The sequence below is a fragment of the Catenulispora sp. GAS73 genome (assembly GCF_041262085.1).
Classification (GTDB): domain Bacteria; phylum Actinomycetota; class Actinomycetes; order Streptomycetales; family Catenulisporaceae; genus Catenulispora.
Genome location: NZ_JBGCCM010000028.1, coordinates 64,392 through 80,781, shown reverse-complemented (window position 1 = coordinate 80,781; position 16,390 = coordinate 64,392). Strand labels below are relative to the sequence as shown.

Here is a 16,390-nt window from a genome sequence, read left to right as displayed (position 1 = left end):
ACGAGCATCACGGCTCGACCTCAAACTGCGTGTTTATCGCGCACGCCAGGCCGTAGCCCTTGCGGCAGATACCGGACTGATCAGAACGCGCCGCCGGGAAAATCCCGCGGTGCTGAATGCGGGGGCAGGACCCATTCGGAGGGATCCGGCCTGGCCCATCGACCGGTCGGCGCCCGGCCCGGCCGGTACTCGTAGCTGAACTGCGAGGTGATTTCGGTGCCGTCGGGCGTGCGCTGCTCAAGATAAGACTTCATCTGCTCCAGCAGCTGGCGCCCATCGGGCTGGACGATGGTGGCGTCCGCGTGCTCGTCCGTGCAGTGGATCATGAACCAGTCCGGCGTTCCATCGCCGTCAGGGCTAAGAACCTGCTCGGCCGAGCGAATGAGCACATCGAAGATGTCTCTACCGTCCAGCGGCTCGCCGTCGACTCCGCGTACTGATACGTCCATGCGGTGCCTGTGCTGTTCGGGTCGGCCCTTCTCTTCTGGAAGGTCGCTGTCGTGGCGCGGAGCGAGCACCAGCCAGCCGCGTTCGAACTCCGCATCCAGACTCGGCCAGGACCGGTCGTGCGTCGCTTTGGCCAGAGCTAGGCGGTGCACGGACCGGTCCGCGCCGCAGACCGCCAGGTGACCTCGGCACGCCACGATGCCGTCCCAGCCGATGCCATGTTCGGCCAGCAGCCGCACCACCGTTGGGGAGTAGCGGTTCACCGCGTTGTCCTCCCAAGGGCTGAGGCAATCCGCGTGTGGGGTGTCGAACGGCCGGGATGTCGCCGAGGGACGAATTGTTGGGTTGTCGTCGAAGTTGGTCTCGGCGCCCAACACATCGCGAATAGGCGCGTTCACGCCCGCTGCTGCGGCGCTCGAGAGCAGGCCTGGGTCGTTCGCGGCCAGTCCAGTGCCGATGGTGAGGTCATGAACGGTCCGGTGTGCGGCGGTCATCACGGCAGTGCCGAGTGCCACGCTTGCGCTGTCGGGGACGTAGTCTTCCCAGCTGTCCAAGCCGGCAGCGGCCTGAAGCAGCCCCAGGTAGCGTCCCCCGTGAGCACGGTCGCGCCGTGCTACGTCTCCGACCAACCTCTTGGCTGCCAGCCAGCTTCGCCGTCGAAGAACGTCATCGCGGACGGTGCGCAGAGACGCGCAGGCCACGGCATCGGCGCTGACGTGGCCGGTGCGGTCGGGGATGACTGCCTGGTCCAGTGCGCACGCCAAGGTCACGACCGTCATGCCGAAGAAGTCGTCGGTGTAGCGGGCGCCGCCAGCTATCTCCAGCTCGGCCCACTGCTCGGGCATACGGTGGCGGTAGTCGGCGGCGAACGCCTGCGCATACTCAAGGCTCGTCGACCAGGCTCGGAATGACATAGCAGCTACGGTAGGACGGATCATCGCGCAGGGGTAAGAGGTTCGAGAAAGCAGTTGTGCTGGTAGCCGTGCTTTTTCGTGACCACGGTCACGGGTAGGGTGCACCACATGACGATCGTCGCCGTATCAGGGTCTTGCTGTTGTTCGGCTTCCTGCGCGCCGCATATTGGCCTGGAGCTGTTGTCGTGAACGGCGACGCGCAGTGGGCTGAGGCTGTCCAGCAGGTGTCGCTGTTGCTGCCGGACAACATCGACTCCGAGACGCTGCTGGCGTCGATCGGGCATGGCGTGGACGGCAATCTGCCGGCCGGGCCGGTGGCCACGTTCCTCGCGCTGGCGGCTTTGTCGATCTCGCGGCACGAGAAGGTGGCGGTTCCGCGGCTGCCGCTGGATCGGATAGCGGCACTCCTAGACTTCGAGGAGTTGACGCGGGCGCTGATCGACCCTGAGCATCGGCCTGCCGGGGTCGGTGATCAGGAGTGGGACCAGCTCGCGGAGTACGGTCAGGCCGAGTGGGAGCCGGTGTGGCAGATGCTGACCGAGCTGGCTGTGGACCTGGTGGCCGATCACAGCCAGGCGTGCCCCGTTGAGCCCGGTGCGCCGGTGAGGCTGGAAGATCTGCTGCGCCACCGCGGCGCCTACCAGATTCCGTACCGCGTGGCCGGCTGCTTCAGCAACATCGCCATCGATGCGGCAGCTTCGTGGTGGGCCGATCAAATAGACCGGCATCCGGATCCGGCCGCAGAGGACGCCCGCCCGATAGCCCCTGGCCACGCCGCGACCGAGGAACAAGCCGCCCTCTTCCGGCAAGAGCTGAAGCAGCAGATTATCCGAGGCATCAAGGAGCGGATTCAGCGCGGTCTTGGCGGACTGCGTCTCAGGCCATTGAGTACCAGGTCAGGTAGGCACCTGACTGAGGCGTATGAGATCGACGTCCGGCCTGCCTATGTGCCCGACGCGGTTCTGCACGCGGCCTTGGAGGCGGCCGAACTCAAATCGTCCGTGCTGCCGTTCGCCGCCCTGATGGTGCTGGCCCCGCAGGTCGTCATGGTCCACGACGCCGACTCTACGCAGACGATCATCTGGAAGCACCCGGTGCTACCGCTGCCGCCATGCCTGCGCAATGAATACGACAAGGACAACGACATCACCTTGTACTGCGTCCAGCCCATGTGCCACGAAGGCGACCACGTCTTGCGCTCCCGCGCCGCTGAAGGCTGGTCCCGCGAAGCCGAGGGCCTCCTTTCCGGCCAGGACACACCGCCGGCAGGCAGCTAGCCCGATGAGTTTGATCAGCAACCGAACACACCGATATCGAGACGGATCGGCGTTTGCCGGATGAGCAGACTGAAGAAGATCCGAAACGACAGATCCGCGCAACGCCCAGCCCCTGAGGCTGTCGAGTTCACTGTGAGATTCTGGGCTAACCTGCTGAGCTCGCCGCAGACCGACTTCGACTTCGTCAAGCCGGATGGAAGCACGCTGACGACGAACATGCCGGGCGCCGTGCGCGCCCAGTTCCCGCCGACTACCGAACAGATCACGGTGTTCACTACGCACCTGCTGGCCAGCATCGAAGATCCCCGTGGCCGCTGGTTCGGGACAGGGCGCGGCGGCGTTGAGCCGACGCGTGACCTCGGGCTGAACGGCCACCCCGGTTTCGTCATCAGCAGCGTCGGTCGGCTGTGCCCGCCATTGCAGCAGGCGGTGGCAGCGGCGGGCCTGACGATATGGCACCTCGGGCTGGGCGTGACATCCCGCACCATGCCCGCCTACGTATCGGTGACTTTGAAGCAGGACGAGCCCGAAGCCCTGGCATGGCGGCACCCGAGCATGGACCTGCCGCAGTGCCCGGCCACGAGACCGGCACCAGGTGGGCGAACCGTCCACTGGGGCGAAAGGCTCGGCTTCGACCGCCGGTCTGCACGCGACCAATGCGGGCACACCAAGTTCCATACCGGCGACCACGGGGACTGGACGACCGCGGAACGCCCGGGAAGGAATATGAGATGACGACAGACCTCAAGGACCAGACACACCCGGAGCTGTGGCAACAGGCACTGGAACGCGCTGGCGCCATCGTCGATCCGGCCCAGGGCGGCGAGGACAGCTTCGACTTCCTCGCGATCCGCGGCCTCATCGCCGTCGTCGACTACGCCGTGCTGGCCACCGGCGCTCAAGACGGCTGGGACACGACCTGGGCGCCGGTGCTTTATCACTTCTCGGCGAGCAGATTGCGCGACCTGGTGCGCAGCGCCATCCCGGCCAGTGGCGAGCTCGCACCGTTGCTGCCGGGCGACACGCCCGCGCAGACGTGGGCCTGGCTGGAGCGCAAATGGGACAACCTGGATGATCAGCCGCCGTGGGCGGGCACTGGCCTGTCCCGGTCCGTCAGGCCGGACTTGCCCGAAATGGCGACCGCCGTGTACTGGAATACGGCTAGGGACTACGTTCATCACGCGCTGGAGCGCGAACTCGGTGGCCTCACCCGCGGTACCCGCATCAAGGTCATCGACGGCGTCTACTCCGGGCTGTCCGGCACCATCGACGGGGCAGGCTTCGATGGCTTCGATGCCGTTCCCGACGAGCCGGTGCAGATCAACGGCTACTCGGTCGACTTGGACGGTCCCAACGGATTTGCGTTGCTCGGGCTCGACCAGATCACGATCGAGGACAGCAACAACCCTGGTCAGCAGGGGCTAGGATCGGCGTCCGGGCTCGATGTCGCGTAGCCGTGAACGGGCGACGCCGCCGGTTGTAGTAGGCGTCGCGGCGGTGCGGCAGCTCGTCGAGCACCTAGTGGCTGACCGGCCTGCTGCCGGCGGCAACGGCGGCCAGCAGTTTTGGCGTTGGGGTTGTGCCCGATCCAGGGAATTGCGGTGGACGGTGTTAGGACTCTTCGAATCTCCTCGCCCCACGCCTTTCGTGGACAGGCCTGCTCACCTTGATTTCCCACCCTTACGCCGGTTGGGACGAGGCGGACTGCGGTCTGCCGGGCCGTTCCCCATCAAGTGGGCGTGTAGAAGGGACCCGGTCCGCAGCTGTCGATCCGTTCGTGCGGGACTGGGAGCGAGAGGGGCGGCTGGCTCATCAAGCGGCCCTGCACCCAGTCTCCGCAAGATCCGAACCATTCCGGTAGCGACGGCCGGCGGCAATCACAAGGCCGTACTGCACTGCCGTAGCCGCTTGTATACAGGCGCTGAAAGTAATTGTGTGCGGGAGCAAACGGCTAAGATCCTAGGAGCCCGGATACGGCGTGAACGCTCTACAGGATGGATGGCCGCGCCGTGATAAAGATCGTGACATGGAACATGCGTGACCTGTTCCTCAAAGGCGCGCGCGAGACGCGACTGGAGCAGTTCGGCGGCATCCTTAAGGCGATCGACCCGGACATCGTGTGCGTGCAGGAAATCCGCGGGCACGACCCAGGAGGTTCCCTGGCGCGGCTGGGCGAGGCGGCCGGCCTGGACTGGCGTGCGACGCCGGGCTGGATCGACTACGACGACGGCGAGATGCCGACGGCTGCCGTCGGTATCGCCGACAGCGATTTCCATGTCGGGCTGCTTTGGCGGCCGGGGATCACGCTGTTGCCCGGCACCTTTCGTCAGATCGGTCGTGGTGATGGCGGGCTGTGGCATGCCGCCGCGTCGGCTGCTTTTGACATTGGCGGCCCTGTCCCGCTCACCGCGATTGCCTGCCACCTCGATCCGTTCCGGCCCGAGCTGCGCTTCTCAGAGGCCGCCCGGATCGCCTCACTCGCGATCGGCAAGGTCGCCATCGTCGGTGGCGACTTTAACTGCGTCTCTGCCGACCGTCGCCCCGATGGAACCTTCTACGATCCGGACCCGATCGAGCAGGGGGGCTGGCACGACGCCGCCACCTTCCAGGTCAATTGGAACGACGACCCCGATGCCCCGACGCGCGTCGACCGTCGCGCCGCCGAGCGCTTGCGACGCGCCGGGCTCGTCGACGCCGCCGCCGCGGTGAATGCGCCCTGGCAGCCGAGCTCGGGCCACTGGCCCGACGACCCGCACGGGCCTCGGCGGGTCGACCGAATCCTGGTCACGGTCCCGGTTCGACCTGCCGTGGTTTCCCACCAGGTGATTAACGCCGATTGCGATCGACTACAGCTCGCCTTCGATCCGGGTCTCCTGTCGGACCATCTTCCGGTGATGATCGAGCTCGACGAGATGCTCCTGCATTCACTGTGACGGACAGCGCGAAACGGTGCTCGCTAGGATCGCGTAGCAGGACATTGTGCTGAGGAGGGGTCCAACCGATGGCTGAGATCAGCGACGCTGACCGCGAGAGGCTGCAGGGCGTGATTCCGCCGGCCAACTTGGAGCGGATGGGCCGGATGGCCGGTTGGGCCTACCGCCTGGTCCTGGCCATGGTCGACGATCAACCTGAGGTCGTGGCCGCCGTCGTGGACAGCATTTCCACCTTCGACGATCAGCCGGGGCGCCCGCCATACCCGCTGCCCAGGTGGAACTTCGTTGCCGAACGCGTCCAGGAGGTTGCCGAAGGCTGGTTGACGGTCGCACTGGACACCGGACGGTTCTCCGGCGCGGTGATGGCCAGGGGGGCGGCCGCCGTGCTGGCGACGTCGGCCCCGCCCCGGTACCGAGACGGGGCGATCGCGATGCTCGACCCATCCAGGCAGGCTGTGCCCAGCGACGGCGACGAACGCAATATCGAGGCGGTGTTGATGGCGGCCGCGCTCGGCGCGTGGGCAGCCCGCAACCGGAAGGTGTTCCCGATCCGGGAGGCCGTTCGACTGAAGATGATCGAAGGTGCCCGCGATGCCGAGGCGACTGCTCTCGGTGTCCCGTACGCGGAGAGGGTCAGCGAGGTCAGCGACGCAGACGCGCTGGCATTCATCGAGCAGATGTACGGTCACTGCGACATCCCGGATGATTCAAGTCAGTGGGGCCTGGCTGAGATCGATATCGTCAGCATGGTCAAGTTGCATCTGCTCGAAACCCCGGCCGATGCCACCAGCCCGGAACAGACCCGAGACCTCGACGAGCAGATCAAGAGGCGCTTGCTGGCGGCGCTGGCCACCGGCCGCAGCGCAGCCACTGCCGCCGCGCCAGCTCCGCCACGGCGACCGCCGACGCAACGGCACCAGCCCAAGCGGAAGAAACCCAAAGGCAAACGATGAATGCGCCGCCGCCGCGCTTCCATAGGCGCAGCCCCGGGGCGGCCTGCCGTGTGGTGCACCTGCGGCGGCGGCATTGCAGGACACCGGTATAACCACCCGCCGCCGTACGCGGTCACCGGCTGCTGCCGCCTGCGGTGCGAGCGCCGTTGATGGCAGCGGCGATGGAGGAGGCTGCGGCGTGTTTCAGTTCGTCATACACCGAGGTGTAGGTGTCGCGGGTGATCACGGTGGTGGAGTGTCCGAGCATCTCGGACACCACTTTCACATCTACCCCGGCGGCCAGCGCAAGGGATGCTGCGCCGTGGCGTAGGTCGTGAAGGCGGATTGGTGGCAGGTCGGCCTCGTTTACTAGGCGGTGGAACTGGTCGGTGACGTAGGCAGGGTGCAGTGGGGTGCCGTCGGGGTTGGTGAACGCCAGACCTGTGTCCGCCCAGCCCGGGCCGTGCGCGAGGCGGGCCTTCTTCGCGGCACGTTGGTGGGTCTTGACGATCCCCACTGAGAACGCGTCCAGGGCGACTTCACGCTCACCGGCCTCGGTCTTTGGCTTGGTGATCGCGGTCTCCCAGCCGTTCTGCACGATCTGCTGCGCCACTGTCATGACTTTGGTGTCGAGGTTGAAGTCGATCCAGCGCAGCCCGCACGCCTCGCCGCGGCGTAGCCCGGTGAAGGCGATCAGGTGGTACAGCGCGAACAGTGGGTGCTTGGCGGCGCGTTCCAGGAACACCGAGGTCTGTTCGGCGGTCCACACCATTACCGGGGAGGCGGTCTCGCCGGTTTCGCGCCAGCGCGCTACGCGCTGGGCGTTCCACACCAGGGCCTTGGGCCGCCTGCCGGATTCCAGCTCTACCAGCTTGGCCACGTTGACAGTGATCAGCTGCTGCTTGCAGGCCGCCGACAGCGCCGAGCGCAGCGTGGAGCGGATCCGTTGCCTGGTGGCGGCTTGCGCCGCACGCCGGTACGGCGGCATTTCGGCGAGCTTGGCGCGGCAGGCTGCGACCGCCGCCGGATCGGAGTCCTTCCATGCCTTCTTCGCCGCGGCCTCCATCGCGCGGCGGGCCGCGTTTTCGGCCGGGATGATGTCTGCATCCTGCTCGATCACGGCGAACATTGCCTGCACGTGGGAGACCCGCAGCTTGTCCAGCGGGATGTGGCCAAGGTGCGGGCGGAAATAGTTCTCGATGTGTGCGCTGTAGGCGCGCCGGGTTCCGGTGGCGATCTTGCCCTTGCCTGTCAGCCACTCGGTCAGCCACTGATCGACAGTGATCTTCGCGATGATCGGGGTGCCCAGTCGGGTGGCGGAGCGCAGCTCCTCCACTGACGGCAGTGGCCTGTGCGCTTTGAGGGCGGTGCGGATCCGCTCGACGATTTCGCCGCGTATCCGCAGTGCTTCGACGGGGTTGTCGGCGTGCTCTTCGGACAGTGCTACAAGGGCCCGGATCTGCTTCACGGTCTCTTCGGCCGCGTCCTGGGTGGTCAGGCCTCCTTGAGCCAGGTGGCGCTCGGGCTCGGGCGCCATGTTGATCTCGATTTGGAAGTGCCAGCTGCCGTGTTTCGGGTTCCAGCGGTTGCCGGCGGACGGTTGTCGAAGCTGCGGGCAGTTCGCGCCCAGGCGTCGCATCTTGGGCTTGCCTGTAGCGTCCAGGACTGCTGAGCCGTCGGGGCCCAGGACGGCCTCGCGGCAGCCGCACTTCTTAAAGACGGGGTTCTTCGCCAAAGCAATGATCCATTTGTTTCGTGATCCGGTCGCGGAGTGCAGCCGAGCCCGTTGCGGGGCAGGGCGCTGCCCGCGCCGCACACGCGGCCTGGGGCGGCAGCGTGTGCGGCGCGGAAATCCGCGGGTTGCGGGTCGATCCATCCGTCGATCCCGCCCCTACGTCAAGTCGTTGCTGGTTGGGTCGCTGCGTTCGATGAGTTTCAGCGTTATCGGTCCGACGGCTGTGTCGGTGTGCCGGTCGGCGGGGCCCGCGAGGTCGATGCCGAGGACGCGCAGCAGCTCGGCGGTGGGTACTCGATAGCCGCGGCCGATGGGTATGACGCGAACGGGAAACGTCCTGGCGGCGGCCATCTTGTAGGCGCGGGTGCGTCCGATGCCGAGCATCCGTCCGGCGGTGACGATGTCCAGGCTTACCGGCAGGTCGTGGATCTGGCCGAGTGTCAGCCGATGCCGGGCGCCGGCGGTGGTGTCGGGCATGGGTGTGTTCCCTTCTTCGAAGTGCCTATGGCCGGCGTTGCTGGGGTTGGCAGGCAGCCTCTGGCCGGGGCGGTCAGCGGTTGTGGCGGGCCGGTGTGCGCTGGCCCTGGGCACGGCGGCCCGTTGTGTTTTGCGGGTGGGTGCCAGTGGATCTGGCAGCACCGCACCGGTCTGAAACACTCAGTTGATGAGGGCGTGGCTGGCAGAAAGCAGGCGCGGGTCGGTGACCCACGGGGGCGCGATCTGATCGAGGCCGGGGCACAGCCACTCGGCGGTCACCCGCGCCCAGGCGGCCAGCCGCCGGGCCGAGATCTGCAGGCTGTGGGCCTCGGACCACAACGCCGCGCGGGCCCACTCAGCCGTCGGCCCGCCTTCCTCCTGGACAAGCCGGTGTTCCGCGGCCAGCAGCCGCAGGTAGGCGTCCGGCTCGAAGTCGTCGTCGCTGGCTGGCATGCCGGTTTGGGCGTCCCAGTGCTCGCCGAGCCATCCGCCCAAGACGTCGGCGCGATGGGTAAGCTGCCGATCCTCGGCGGTGAAGGCGCGTAGCGCTACGGCATAGCGGTGCTTGTCGCCGTGCTCGGCGACGATGCTGTGCTTGACCGCCAGTGCCCGGCTGTAGGCCAGGGCCTCGCCGGTCGCCGCGGCCAAGCGCGCCGCCGCGGCGTACTGGCTCGTGCCGTGCAGCGCCAGGACAGCAAGCTCCAGATCGCTGCAGGCAACGGCCCCGGCCAGGTTGAGAAGCTGTCGGCGGTTGGCCGGTCGGGTGCCGGCGGCGGTCCGGCCGTGCTGGGAGGTGAGTCGTGCCAGGCGCTCGGCATTGCTGGCCGAGGCGCGCACGGTGATCGCATCGGGGACCTCCCGCAGCGCGGGCTGCAAGAGAGATCGACCGGAGGCGACGGCCTTCGGGGTTTTGCGAGCAGCACGCATAGGGGCTCCTTGAAGGCGGAGTGTGAGTCGGGTCAGGGTTGGCGAGTCGCCGAGAGATCGGGACAGGCGTCGCTGGCGCGCTGCTCGGCCCGAGGAGCCCGAGCGGATGGGTCAGCGCCGGTCGCCTGACGTCCGGCCGTCAGCGCTGCGGCGCACACTGCGGCCAGGACAAAGAACAAGTAGTCCATGAAGCTGTGCGCGCCCGAGACGTTGTCGAACAGCTCGCCGAAGCGGTGGGCAACGACCGCGAGCGGCACGTCGTACCGCCAGTTCAGGTCCAACCCGACGCCGAGGACATCGCCGCACCAGCCGACGCCGAACGCCAAAGCGGCGGCCAGCGGCGGAAACCAGGCGCGACGGGCCGGCGTGCTGGTGAGCACTCGGGCCAGCGCTAGACCGACGAGCAGGCTGGCATATGCGAAGTGGTGCTCCGTGGCGCCGGCCAGCACCGCCCAGGCGATCGTGAGGCCGACCGCGGCGGCTGCGGCGCGGCCGATCGCCTTCGCCGGGCTTGCGCCGCGGACACCGGTCGGGTCGGTGGCCGGCTGGTGGCCGATCGTGGGGACAGGCATGCAGAACTCCTTGTCAGAAGATGGGGAAGGGTGAGCGCGGCCCGGCCGGACACGTCTGGCTGATCAGCGGGCCGCGGTAGGGATGTGAAAGGCGTGGGCTCGAGAGCGAGCGCCGCGAGGGTCACTTGCACGCCGGCCGCGACATGGGAGTCATGCCGGGGCTGGGCCGGCGGTGGTTAGGCTGGCTGTCCGGTCAGGTGCGTGGCCAGTACTTCAGCGGCCTTCAACGCCGAGCCGTTGTCTTCGGCCGGGTAGTTGTCAGAGACGGCGGCGATCTTGTCGCCGACGCGCACCAGGATCAGCTCGGGCTGCTCGTAGCTCGCGGCATCCGGCCCCGTGGCGTGGATGCGGATGTCGAGGGCTTCGTCCCCCAGGCCCGGGATTGCGGCGGCGGTGACGGTTCCGCCGACGGCAGTGCCGTCGGGGGCTGGGGCGTTGAACGCCTTGCAGCGCTCGGCCAGCGCCCTCACTTCTGCGATCTGCTTCGCAGCGCCGCCGGGGTTGGTGCCCGCGAGCACGATCTGCGCGATCGGGGTGTTGTGGAAGGTGATGGTCTCCTTGGCGTACGCGGCGCGGTAGTCGGTGCTTGCCTCGTCGGCGGACAGCTGCGGCAGGGCAGAGCAATCGGCGCCGAGCAGCGCAGGCGCCGGACGGCCGTCCGGTGTGGTCCAGTCCGAGCCGCTATCGGTGGCGTCGGTGACAGCGACGCCGGGGGCCAAGTCCGAGCTGGCCGGCAGCAGAGTCTTCAGCTCGCGGCCGGTGGCGGTCGCGTCCGGTGCGCCGGCGGTTGCCGGGATCTGGACGGCGGTGCGCGCGGCGCCGGAGTTCGCCGGGTGGTTGCTGCCGCAGGCCGTGAGGCTGGCGGTGATCCTGCCGACGGCGGCGAGGTAGATGGCGGCCTTGGCCAGAGTGGTGCGGTGGTTCAAGCGGTTCTCCGTGCTGTCGGTGCTCTGGCGGTTGGGGCCGGTCCGATTGGTGCGGATGTGGAGCTCCTGGTGGGATCGAAGGTCGTTGTTGCAAACGGCGTCGCGGGCCGGCAACGGGTGGGCGAAGCCGCTCTACGTGAACGGGCTCTACTTGTCGGCCAGGCGGCCGGCGAGGTACTTGGCGGTCGAGACGGTGGCGCCCTCGTTGTGGGCCTGGTCGTTGTCGGAGGCGGCGGCGAGCTTGTCGCCCACGCGGACGATGACCACCTCGGGCTGGGAGTAGTGCGCGGCGTTCGGGCCGGCGGCGGCCACGCGGATGCGGATTGCCTCGTCGCCGATTCCCGCAAAGCTGTCAATCGCGACGGTGCCGCCGACTGACAGACCGGTGGAGTCGGGGGCGGTGAAGCTGGCGCAGCGCGCGGCGAACGCCCGCAGCTCGGCCAGCTGCCGGGCCGCGTCGCCGGGGTTGGTGGACGCGACGACGAGCTGCACGCTCTCGCCGTTGTTGTCGAGTTCCTCGCTGGCGTAGGCGGCGCGGAAGTCCGCGGTGGCGACGTCGGCGTTGAGCGACGGGGCGGCGGTGCAGTCCGCGCCGGGCAGCGACGGTGTGGGCAGATCGGCCTCGGCGGTGACGTCGGTGCCAGTGTCGTAGACGCCGGAGACGGTGATGCCGGAGGCGAGCTGCGCTGTGGTCGGCAGCAGCGCGCGCAGCGCCAGTCCATTGGGTCCGGCCGGGGCCGATATGGCCGGTGCGGCTGGCCTCGCCACGGCAGATGAGGCCGAGGCCGCGGGGGCGGCGGCGGTCGGCCGGTGTGGGGCCGTGCTACAGGCCGACAGGGCGGCGAGTACAACGCCGGCGGTGGAAGCGACGACCGCGACGGTGGCGATACGGGGGCAGGTGATTCGCAAGGACTTCTCCTGTCGATGGCTGGAATGGGGACGGCAGCTCGAGGCGGTCGCGATGACACGACCGCTCCTCGTGTCCGAAGCGGTCAGGCCGGTTGGCGGTGATCGGAGATCACGGCGTCGGGGCCACCGGCGTCGACGAGCCGTCGCGCGTGATTGCGGCACAGCCGCAGTCCGCGGGTGCGCGGGGTGCGTCCAGTCGCAACGGGTGCTGCGCGACATCGCGGGAAGCGGCCGTCTTCGGGCCAGGTGCGGCGGCACGAGCGGCACCAGGGCCCGGCCGGATCGATGACCAGCGCAACGCCGCATCGATCGCACAGCGATGGCTGGCCCTGGCATTGGTCGGAATCGCTCCGGACGCTCAATCGCAGTCCTGTTCCGGCCGGCGCGCGCATTCGCCTGGGCTCTGCTCCTCGCACGTGCTTCCGCACGCCGCACTGCCTGGGGCGCACGGCCGTAGGGGCGCCGCTTCAAGCGGCCGGCGCAGGATGATCACGTCCTCGTGCGTAATGCAGGCCTGCGGTTGCCCGGCTTCCCGTTCCTTGCGGATGTTGGCCAGTTGGAAGAACGAGGGTCTGGCGATGAACTGGCTGTCGCGGATCCCGCCGAGCAGCGCCACGCATCGCTCGATGGGTTCCAGTCCGGCGCGGACTCCGGCGGCGATGACTTCACCGGGGAGGTCGACCAGTTCCCCGTGCTCGCGCCATGGCCGGGTGGTGATGACCACGACGCCGCCGGGCCGAAGAAGCGCTCGGCACCCGGTCAGGATCTGCGCGAAACCGTCGATCAATTCGGCGACCTTGACGTGCGCGAGGTTGCCCTTGTCGGTGGAGTATCGGTAGTCGAACTTCTGCACTCCGGACTGGCCGGTCTCTGCGCTCGGTTTGACCTGTCCGTGCAGACTCGCCCCGTACGGCGGTGAGGTGATCACGAGCGCCGCAGTGCCGTGGATCTTGGACGGTACGGCGGCCAGGATTTGGCGGGCGTCGGCGTTGAAGACGGCGGCGTCGCCGGGTGCGTGTTGGGAGCGAGCCAGGGCGATGTTCGCCTCGGCCAGAGCGGTCCAGCGGGCCTCGTATTCGGTGCCGACGGCGCGCCGTCCGAGGTGCATCGCCTCCACGAGCGTGGTGCCGATTCCGCACATCGGGTCGACGACTAGATCACCGGGTTCGGTGTATTGGCAGATGGCGTGCCGGACGATTTCCGGGAGCATCTTTGCCGGGTGAGCCACGGAGGCCGGGACGTAGCGGCTGGACCGCTGGGAGCGGGAGTTGCGCTGCGCGGTGAGCCACACCGAACCGCGGTGCGCACGGTCTGCGGCGTGCTCGATGGCGGCGAGTGCGTCGGGGTCGGTGATGACGATCTCGCCGGTGGTCTCGGGGGCAGTTTCAGCGGTGGTTTCGGGCATCATGCAGCGCCTTTCCGGGTGGTGTTGGTGAAGATCAGGACGTCGTGGTGGACGCGGGGGTGGACCCGGGTTCCGGAGTCCTGCCGGGCGACGTCGGCCAGGACGACGGCGTCGGCCGGAGTGGCGATCGCATCGCCGGTGACGTCGGCGTCGATGACGGCCAGGTGCTGCAGGTAGAGGAAGCCGGCCCGGCGGGCGATGTTGATGGCCTGCGAGGTGACGTCGGTGAATCCCGGGCCCGGGGCCGGCCGCTCGAGTGCGACCGCGACGATGCCTCCGTTGACGACCAGTGAGCGGACCTGGTTCACGATTCCGAGCAGTTCCCCGACGCCGGACCGCTGCGAAGACTCTCGGTACCCCTGCACCGAAACCCGTGCCGGCCGGGGGCGTCCCTCGATCACGGCAAGGCCGGTGGGGCCGGTGCCGAAGCGGCCGTACTCGCGGCGGGCGGGGGAGTAGAACTGCTGGAAGTTGGCCTTGAGGTTTTTCGGGCGTCGGGTCTCCAGCAGGATCGCCGAGTAGCCGGGTCGGAGGTATTCATCGATCAGGTGGCTCACGGCCCAGTCCGGCAGGACCCCGTTGTCGGACCCAGTCTGGGTGTGGGTCCAGTTCGACGTGCCGCGGGTGTTGAAGCAGACGGTGGTGGGGAGGTCGATTCCCTTCGTGCGGGGCGGGCGGTTGCCGCCCGCGGTGGCCCTGCCGGCCGTGATGGCGGGGTGGGTGTTCTCGGGGGTGGTGTTGTTCTGCATGTCGGTGCGGTGTCGTGCCGCCGCCGAGCGTTCGTGCTGACCTACACCAGAAGGGAGTTTCAGACCCGATTTTTCTCAAGGCCCCCGCGAAAACCCAGGTAGACCGGGATGTTTTTGCGTTTAGTAACTGCCGCCGAGGCCAGCTCCAGCCGGCATGGCCGGGCCGTTGAAGGGCCGGCGGACATCGTCGGCGCTGGCCGCAGGCCAGGTGCAGGCTCCAGGCGGCCCGGACATGCAGGATGCCGGCCGTCGCTCGCGCTACTAACGTCCATCGGTGCAGGTCAGCGCGTAGCTACTAACCGGCCACCGTGTCAGCGGGATCTTCGCGCCGCCGGCAGGAGCGCGCCGTCGCGCCGGGCCGGAGGCAAGAGCCCAGGCCCAACCTTTTCAAGATCTTTTCCGGTCTGAGTGTGGTGTCGGCGTGCAGGCGAATCGGTGCTGCTCAGCGCCGAGCTACTAGCGCTGCGCGGGACGTCCGGGCAGGGATTTAGTAGCGACTGATTCCCCGGTGAGTCTCCCGTGAGTCTCCACTGATTCCCGGGTGAGTCTCCACTGATTCCCCCCTGGTTTTCGATGTGGCTCCCCCTGCCGCGGCGCACAAGCCTGCGGCCCTTTTCTCCGGGAGCCCACATGATCGACATTGATGACAACGACGCCTACGTCGCCCCGTCGGGCCTGACTCCGCTGGACCACCTGCGCCACGCTTTCACCGCGCTGCTGGCTGCCACCGACCAGCCTGCTCTGCCCGGCGCGGAGCTGGGCTGCGGGCTGCCAGAGCGGGACATCCCGCTGTCCGAAATGAAGATGATCCTGATGTCGCAGACCACCGCCGCCGAGGCTAAGCGCGCGATCTGGACGGCGCTGGTCCAGCGGTGCCGGGCCGGGATGCCGGAGTGGATTTTCGCCGCCACCGGCCTGGCCTACCCGGGCCTGGCCGGGCAGGCGCTGCGGATCTGCCAGGCCGCGCCCGGCGACCGCGACGACATCCAAGGCGAGCTGCTCCTGGAGTTCGTCGAGGCGCTGTATGTGATCGACACCTGCGACCCGGACATCGCCGATATCGCCGGCTGGCTGTGCAGCCGGGCGGTGACCACCAGCCGCAAGGCCCGCGAGGCTTTGGACATCACCGGCACGGTCGCGACCAACAAGGTCCCGGAGTCCGCAGCGCCGAGCCTGCAGGTCTCGCACCCGGACATCGTGTTGGCCCGCGCGGTGCGCCTGGGCGTGCTGGCGGAGAAGGAGGCCGACATGATCGCGCGGCTGTTCCTGGAGAACCAGCCGGTTGGCAAGGTCGCCCGCGACACGATGCCCCGCGGTAGGGGATGCGCCAACCGCACCAAGACCCGCGGGATCTCCGAGGCCACGTTCTACCGCTACCGCAACGAGGTCACCGGCAAGCTGGCCGCCGCGATCGAATCCGGGATCCTGCGCAGTTACTAAACGAGGGGCCGGGCCGAGTTACTAAACGCGAAAACGCGGTCCTTGACCAGCAACGATGCCGAGTCATTGAGAAAAACCGGTCCCGAAACTCCCTTCTGGTGTGCCAGGCCGCTCCGGCCGACACGACACAGATCCGCCCGCAAGACCCGCCCTCCCCGGGGTCGCCGCCCGCGTGGTGCTGACCCTCCCGCAAGACCCGACATCTCACCCTCGCCCTTTTGAGAGGAGGAGGTGTCGTGCCCCCGGGGAGCGCGAGTCCCGCGATCTGCTCCGGCCGCCAGCCGCCTGGTTCGCACCCTCCGCGCCGCATCGCCGCGCGGATCCCCCAGTTCAGAAAGCGAACCACCAATGCGCCACCTCCACCCCCGCAACGCCCGCGCCCGGCGCGCAGCCGTCACCGCCACGGCCTGCTTCTCGATCCTGATCCTGGGCGCCGCCGCCCCGGCGATGGCAGACACCCACGGCCAGGTTTTGGCCGTCGGAGACATCCCCACCGTCATCGGCAACCTGCGCACCTGGCTGATCGGGATCCTGGCCACCGTCGCCACCTTGTTCCTCACGCTCGGCGGCGTCCGCTACGTCATCTCCGGCGGCAACCCCGGCGAGATCGAGAAGGCCAAGAGCGCCTTCAAGTCCGCAGCCGTCGGCTACGCCCTGGCGGTCCTGGCCCCGGTCTTCATGACCATCCTGCAGAGCGTCGTCGGCTGACCGATGACCACCACCAACCCCAGCGCCGGGCGCCCGCGA

At 68.3% G+C, this 16,390-nt stretch carries 16 protein-coding genes; 7 read left to right on the top strand and 9 right to left on the bottom strand.

Annotated elements, in window-relative coordinates; translation table 11 throughout:
* Positions 1-80 precede the first annotated feature (80 nt).
* Positions 81-1,361 carry a hypothetical protein gene (locus ABH935_RS35075; protein ID WP_370382262.1) on the bottom strand — a complete coding sequence of 427 codons (1,281 nt, stop codon included), beginning with the start codon at positions 1,359-1,361 and terminating at the stop codon, positions 81-83.
* A 185-nt stretch (positions 1,362-1,546) separates the two neighbouring features.
* Between ABH935_RS35075 and ABH935_RS35070 the strand changes: the two genes are divergently transcribed.
* The 5 genes from ABH935_RS35070 (at position 1,547) to ABH935_RS35050 (ending at position 6,524) form a co-directional block, all read left to right on the top strand.
* Positions 1,547-2,638, top strand: a complete 1,092-nt coding sequence (locus tag ABH935_RS35070) for a hypothetical protein (RefSeq protein WP_370382261.1) — start codon at positions 1,547-1,549, stop codon at positions 2,636-2,638.
* 60 nt (positions 2,639-2,698) lie between these two features.
* Complete coding sequence (locus ABH935_RS35065; RefSeq protein ID WP_370382260.1) at positions 2,699-3,373, top strand: hypothetical protein; 675 nt, start codon at positions 2,699-2,701, stop codon at positions 3,371-3,373.
* Entirely contained in the window at positions 3,370-4,092 is a 723-nt protein-coding gene (locus ABH935_RS35060) for a hypothetical protein (protein ID WP_370382259.1), read from the top strand. Before ABH935_RS35065 ends, ABH935_RS35060 begins: the two co-directional genes overlap by 4 nt.
* 540 nt (positions 4,093-4,632) lie before the next feature.
* On the top strand, positions 4,633-5,571 hold the full coding sequence (locus tag ABH935_RS35055; RefSeq protein WP_370382258.1) for an endonuclease/exonuclease/phosphatase family protein: 939 nt from the start codon (positions 4,633-4,635) through the stop codon (positions 5,569-5,571).
* 68 nt (positions 5,572-5,639) lie between these two features.
* Positions 5,640-6,524 carry a hypothetical protein gene (locus tag ABH935_RS35050; RefSeq protein ID WP_370382257.1) on the top strand — a complete coding sequence of 295 codons (885 nt, stop codon included), beginning with the start codon at positions 5,640-5,642 and terminating at the stop codon, positions 6,522-6,524.
* Positions 6,525-6,636: 112 nt separating this feature from the next.
* Here the strand turns inward: ABH935_RS35050 and ABH935_RS35045 are convergent, their stop codons facing one another.
* The 8 genes from ABH935_RS35045 to ABH935_RS35010 all read right to left on the bottom strand — a co-directional run bounded on the left by ABH935_RS35045 (position 6,637) and on the right by ABH935_RS35010 (position 14,203).
* Positions 6,637-8,142, bottom strand: a complete 1,506-nt coding sequence (locus ABH935_RS35045) for a tyrosine-type recombinase/integrase (protein WP_370382256.1) — start codon at positions 8,140-8,142, stop codon at positions 6,637-6,639.
* 252 nt (positions 8,143-8,394) lie between these two features.
* Entirely contained in the window at positions 8,395-8,715 is a 321-nt protein-coding gene (locus ABH935_RS35040; RefSeq protein WP_370382255.1) for a hypothetical protein, read from the bottom strand.
* 180 nt (positions 8,716-8,895) lie between these two features.
* A complete protein-coding gene (locus tag ABH935_RS35035; protein ID WP_370382254.1) occupies positions 8,896-9,642 on the bottom strand; it encodes a hypothetical protein in 747 nt (248 codons plus the stop codon).
* A gap of 32 nt (positions 9,643-9,674) precedes the next feature.
* Positions 9,675-10,214 carry a hypothetical protein gene (locus ABH935_RS35030; protein ID WP_370382253.1) on the bottom strand — a complete coding sequence of 180 codons (540 nt, stop codon included), beginning with the start codon at positions 10,212-10,214 and terminating at the stop codon, positions 9,675-9,677.
* 176 nt (positions 10,215-10,390) lie between these two features.
* Entirely contained in the window at positions 10,391-11,140 is a 750-nt protein-coding gene (locus ABH935_RS35025; RefSeq protein ID WP_370382252.1) for a hypothetical protein, read from the bottom strand.
* Positions 11,141-11,287: 147 nt separating this feature from the next.
* Entirely contained in the window at positions 11,288-12,049 is a 762-nt protein-coding gene (locus tag ABH935_RS35020; protein WP_370382251.1) for a hypothetical protein, read from the bottom strand.
* Positions 12,050-12,407: 358 nt separating this feature from the next.
* Positions 12,408-13,454 carry a TRM11 family methyltransferase gene (locus ABH935_RS35015; protein ID WP_370382250.1) on the bottom strand — a complete coding sequence of 349 codons (1,047 nt, stop codon included), beginning with the start codon at positions 13,452-13,454 and terminating at the stop codon, positions 12,408-12,410.
* Entirely contained in the window at positions 13,454-14,203 is a 750-nt protein-coding gene (locus ABH935_RS35010; protein WP_370382249.1) for a hypothetical protein, read from the bottom strand. Before ABH935_RS35010 ends, ABH935_RS35015 begins: the two co-directional genes overlap by 1 nt.
* A gap of 630 nt (positions 14,204-14,833) precedes the next feature.
* On the opposite strand from ABH935_RS35010, the gene ABH935_RS35005 reads away from it, so the two are divergent.
* Together ABH935_RS35005 and ABH935_RS35000 are read left to right on the top strand one after the other, a co-directional pair.
* Complete coding sequence (locus ABH935_RS35005; protein WP_370382248.1) at positions 14,834-15,643, top strand: hypothetical protein; 810 nt, start codon at positions 14,834-14,836, stop codon at positions 15,641-15,643.
* Positions 15,644-15,991: 348 nt separating this feature from the next.
* On the top strand, positions 15,992-16,351 hold the full coding sequence (locus ABH935_RS35000) for a pilin (protein WP_370382247.1): 360 nt from the start codon (positions 15,992-15,994) through the stop codon (positions 16,349-16,351).
* Positions 16,352-16,390: the final 39 nt, after the last annotated feature.

What these genes read in the sequence shown, in the direction of transcription:
- ABH935_RS35075 (WP_370382262.1), bottom strand. Translation starts at nt 1,361, where the DNA reads ATGTCATTCCGAGCCTGGTCGACGAGCCTTGAGTATGCGCAGGCGTTC.
- ABH935_RS35065 (WP_370382260.1), top strand. Translation starts at nt 2,699, where the DNA reads ATGAGCAGACTGAAGAAGATCCGAAACGACAGATCCGCGCAACGCCCA.
- ABH935_RS35060 (WP_370382259.1), top strand. Translation starts at nt 3,370, where the DNA reads ATGACGACAGACCTCAAGGACCAGACACACCCGGAGCTGTGGCAACAG.
- ABH935_RS35055 (WP_370382258.1), top strand. Translation starts at nt 4,633, where the DNA reads ATGGATGGCCGCGCCGTGATAAAGATCGTGACATGGAACATGCGTGAC.
- ABH935_RS35050 (WP_370382257.1), top strand. Translation starts at nt 5,640, where the DNA reads ATGGCTGAGATCAGCGACGCTGACCGCGAGAGGCTGCAGGGCGTGATT.
- ABH935_RS35045 (WP_370382256.1), bottom strand. Translation starts at nt 8,142, where the DNA reads ATGCGACGCCTGGGCGCGAACTGCCCGCAGCTTCGACAACCGTCCGCC.
- ABH935_RS35040 (WP_370382255.1), bottom strand. Translation starts at nt 8,715, where the DNA reads ATGCCCGACACCACCGCCGGCGCCCGGCATCGGCTGACACTCGGCCAG.
- ABH935_RS35035 (WP_370382254.1), bottom strand. Translation starts at nt 9,642, where the DNA reads ATGCGTGCTGCTCGCAAAACCCCGAAGGCCGTCGCCTCCGGTCGATCT.
- ABH935_RS35030 (WP_370382253.1), bottom strand. Translation starts at nt 10,214, where the DNA reads ATGCCTGTCCCCACGATCGGCCACCAGCCGGCCACCGACCCGACCGGT.
- ABH935_RS35015 (WP_370382250.1), bottom strand. Translation starts at nt 13,454, where the DNA reads ATGCCCGAAACCACCGCTGAAACTGCCCCCGAGACCACCGGCGAGATC.
- ABH935_RS35010 (WP_370382249.1), bottom strand. Translation starts at nt 14,203, where the DNA reads ATGCAGAACAACACCACCCCCGAGAACACCCACCCCGCCATCACGGCC.
- ABH935_RS35005 (WP_370382248.1), top strand. Translation starts at nt 14,834, where the DNA reads ATGATCGACATTGATGACAACGACGCCTACGTCGCCCCGTCGGGCCTG.
- ABH935_RS35000 (WP_370382247.1), top strand. Translation starts at nt 15,992, where the DNA reads ATGCGCCACCTCCACCCCCGCAACGCCCGCGCCCGGCGCGCAGCCGTC.